This is a genomic window from Methylocystis suflitae (assembly GCF_024448135.1).
Taxonomy (GTDB): domain Bacteria; phylum Pseudomonadota; class Alphaproteobacteria; order Rhizobiales; family Beijerinckiaceae; genus Methylocystis; species Methylocystis suflitae.
The window spans coordinates 1-3,620 of record NZ_JAMRYX010000142.1; the positions used below are offsets into that span (position 1 = coordinate 1).

General features: G+C 61.8%; 2 protein-coding genes and 1 pseudogene. 2 read left to right on the forward strand and 1 reads right to left on the reverse strand.

Annotation, left to right across the window (positions count from 1 at the left end):
• Both NEI07_RS10695 and acnA read left to right on the forward strand, forming a co-directional pair.
• Window positions 1-365, forward strand: a pseudogene (locus NEI07_RS10695) (MFS transporter); the annotation flags it as partial.
• Window positions 366-457: 92 nt separating this feature from the next.
• A complete protein-coding gene (acnA, locus tag NEI07_RS10700) occupies window positions 458-3,169 on the forward strand; it encodes an aconitate hydratase AcnA (RefSeq protein WP_256034475.1) in 2,712 nt (903 codons plus the stop codon).
• A 23-nt stretch (window positions 3,170-3,192) separates the two neighbouring features.
• Here acnA and NEI07_RS10705 read toward each other — a convergent pair.
• A partial coding sequence (locus tag NEI07_RS10705) for a hypothetical protein (protein ID WP_256034476.1) occupies window positions 3,193-3,620 on the reverse strand: 428 nt, incomplete at its 5' end.

The following is a 3,620-nucleotide window of genomic DNA, read 5'->3' on the forward strand; positions in this document are numbered from 1 at the left end:
GCCGCTCGCTGCTTTTGCTCAACGCCCTGCTCACCGTCACGACCTTTGGGATCGGCGCGATGCTGCCGGTCGCCACCGTTTCGGTGCAGAACGCGGTCGATTCGCGCGATCTGGGGACCGCGACGGCCTCGATGCAATTCTTTCGGCAGCTCGCGGCCGGGGCGGCCGTCGCGCTTTTCGCCGCCCTGGCGATTGGCGGCGGCCGCGCGCAATTGCTTGAGGAGATGAAGACGGACGTCGACGGCGCCGCTTTGTTTTCGAGCTTTCGTCTCGTTTTTCTGGCGCTTGCCGTTTGCGTGGCCCTGTCCCTGCTTTTCCTCGCGCGTATGGAGGAGCGGCCGCTGCGCGGCGAGCGACGCAGCTGACGGGTCGATTTTGCTCGCGTCTTTTCTATTTGCCCCCATGGCATGGAATTTTCTAGAAAGATTCCGCCTTCCCGCGCCGCAAGGACCCTTCCATGGCTTCGCTCAATAGTTTCAACGCCTGCCAGACGCTCGCCGTCGGGAATCGGTCCTATCAATATTTCTCTTTGAGGGCGGCGGAGCAAAACGGGCTTCGAGACGTCTCTCGCCTGCCCTATTCGCTCAAGGTCGTCCTGGAAAATTTGCTGCGCAACGAGGACGGCCGTTCGGTCACCAGGGAGTCGATCGAAACCTTCGCGAAATGGCTCGAGGAGAAAGGCAAGACCGAACGCGAAATCGCCTTTCGGCCGGCGCGCGTGCTGATGCAGGACTTTACCGGCGTGCCGGCGGTCGTCGATCTTGCGGCGATGCGCGACGCGGTCGTCGCGCTGGGCGGGACCGCGCAGAAGATCAACCCGCTCGTTCCTGTCGATCTCGTCATCGACCATTCGGTGATCGTCGACAGTTTCGGCACGCCGCAGGCCTTCGCGCACAATGTCGAACTCGAATATGAGCGCAATGGCGAGCGCTATCGCTTTTTGAAATGGGGCCAGTCGGGCTTCGACAATTTCCGCGTCGTGCCTCCCGGCACCGGCATCTGCCACCAGGTCAATCTGGAATATCTCGGGCAGACCGTCTGGACGCGCACCGAGCGCATCGACGGCAAGACGATCGAACTCGCCTATCCCGATTCGCTGGTCGGCACCGATTCGCATACGACCATGATCAATGGTCTCGCCGTTCTCGGCTGGGGCGTCGGCGGCATTGAAGCCGAGGCCGCCATGCTCGGCCAACCTTTGTCGATGCTCGCGCCGGAAGTGATCGGCTTCAAGCTCACCGGCGCGCCGAAGGAAGGCGTGACGGCGACGGACGTCGTCCTGACCGTCACGCAAATGCTGCGCAAAAAAGGCGTGGTCGGAAAATTCGTGGAGTTCTTTGGCGAAGGGCTTGATCATCTCAGCCTCGCCGATCGTGCGACCATCGCCAATATGGCGCCGGAATATGGCGCGACCTGCGGCTTCTTCCCCATCGATCAGGAGACGCTTTCCTATTTACGCATGTCCGGGCGCGCCGACGACCGCATCGCGCTCATCGAAGCCTATGCCCGAGCGCAAGGAATGCTGCGCGAGTCCGGCGCGCCCGATCCCGAATTCACCGATACGTTGCGCCTCGATCTTGCGGAGGTGACGCCGTCGCTCGCCGGCCCAAAGCGTCCCGAGAGCCGCGCCGCGCTTTCCGAAGTCGGCTCGGCGTTTCTCGGCGCTCTGGCGAGCGAATATAAGAAGGAAGACGGACTCGGGCAGCGCTATGGCGTCGAAGGCGAAAGTTTCGATCTCGGCCATGGCGACGTCGTCATCGCCGCCATTACTTCCTGCACCAACACATCCAACCCCAGCGTGCTCATCGGCGCGGGATTGTTGGCGCGCAACGCCGCCGCGCGCGGACTGAAGGCGAAACCCTGGGTGAAAACCTCGCTCGCCCCGGGCAGTCAGGTCGTCGCGCAATATCTCGCGAAGTCCGGATTGCAGAAATATCTCGACGATCTCGGCTTCAATCTTGTCGGATTCGGCTGCACGACCTGCATCGGCAACTCCGGGCCGCTGCCGCCGGCGATCTCGAAGACCATCAATGAGCATGACCTCGTCGCGGTCTCGGTGCTGTCGGGAAATCGCAATTTCGAAGGCCGGGTCAATCCCGACGTCCAGGCGAATTACCTCGCCTCGCCGCCGCTCGTCGTCGCCTATGCGCTCGCGGGCACGATGGCGATCGATCTGACGAAGGAGCCCCTTGGACACGACAGCGCCGGGGCGCCGGTTTATCTGCGCGACATCTGGCCGTCCAATGCGGAAATCGCGACCTTCGTCCGCGATCAGGTGACGCGCAATTTGTTTCGCGAGACCTACGCCAACGTCTTTGCGGGCGACGAGCATTGGCGCGCCGTCGAAGCGCCAAGCAGCGAGACTTACGCCTGGGACGGCCAGTCCACCTATGTGCGCGACCCGCCCTATTTCGTCGGTCTGCAGCGCGAGCCCAAGCCGGTGGAAGATATCGTCGGCGCACGCATCCTCGCGCTCTTTGGCGACAAGATCACCACCGATCACATCTCGCCCGCCGGCTCGATCAAGGCGGCTTCGCCCGCCGGCAAATGGCTGATGGAGCATGGCGTCGCGCCCGCCGATTTCAATCAATACGGCACGCGTCGCGGCAATCATGAAGTGATGATGCGAGGAACCTTCGCCAACATCCGCATCAAGAACCACATTATGCGGGATGCGAAAGGCCTCACGCCGGAAGGCGGATTGACCAAGCACTATCCGGGCGGCGACATCATGTCGATCTATGACGCCGCCATGCGCTATCGAGACGAGGGCGCGCCGCTGGTCGTCATGGCCGGCGCCGAATATGGCAATGGCTCGTCACGCGACTGGGCGGCGAAGGGCGCCATGCTGCTCGGGGTTCGCGCCGTGATCGCCAAGAGTTTCGAGCGCATCCACCGCTCCAATCTCGTCGGCATGGGCGTCGTGCCCCTGACCTTTGCGGAGGGAACAGGTTGGGACACGCTCGGACTCAAAGGCGATGAGACCGTCGCCATCCATGGCTTGCGCGAGGGACTAGCGCCACGCAAAACTCTGGTCGCTTCGATCACGTTCTCGGATGGGTCCACCAAGACTGTGCCGTTGCTTGCGCGCATCGATACGCTCGACGAGTTAGAATACTTCAAAAATGGCGGCATCCTTCCTTACGTGTTGCGACAACTCGTCCCTTAGATATCGCCAAAAAAACCATTGACTCAAAGAGAGTCCTCCGACAGCGTTGCCGGCGCTTTGCGTTGAATTCGAGTCGTTGCGGTTGCAATGTCTTCAACGCAGCGCTCGACAAAAACAAAAAACTCACGACGCGAAGAAGAGGAAATCAACATATGCATAAATACGCCCTTACGGCCGTCGCCGCCCTGTTCCTGGCGACGACTGCGCCGTCGTTCGCCTTCGACGGCGGCGTCGGTCTGCGCGCTCCGAACCAGGCGACGCGCATCAGCTGCGACACGCACGCCGAGGACGATCAGGCCGTTTGCGCCAGCAAGTGCGAGGACGCCTATCTCAAGGACCAGCAGGGCTGGACGGCGGACATGAGCAAGATCAAGACCGCCAAGAAAGCGTGCGACGACAAGTGCGGTTGCCCGCAGAACTCGAAGGGCCTTTAAGACTCTCATCAGTCTGA

Coding starts and splice junctions, on each gene's coding strand:
- acnA (WP_256034475.1), top strand. CDS start 458: ATGGCTTCGCTCAATAGTTTCAACGCCTGCCAGACGCTCGCCGTCGGG.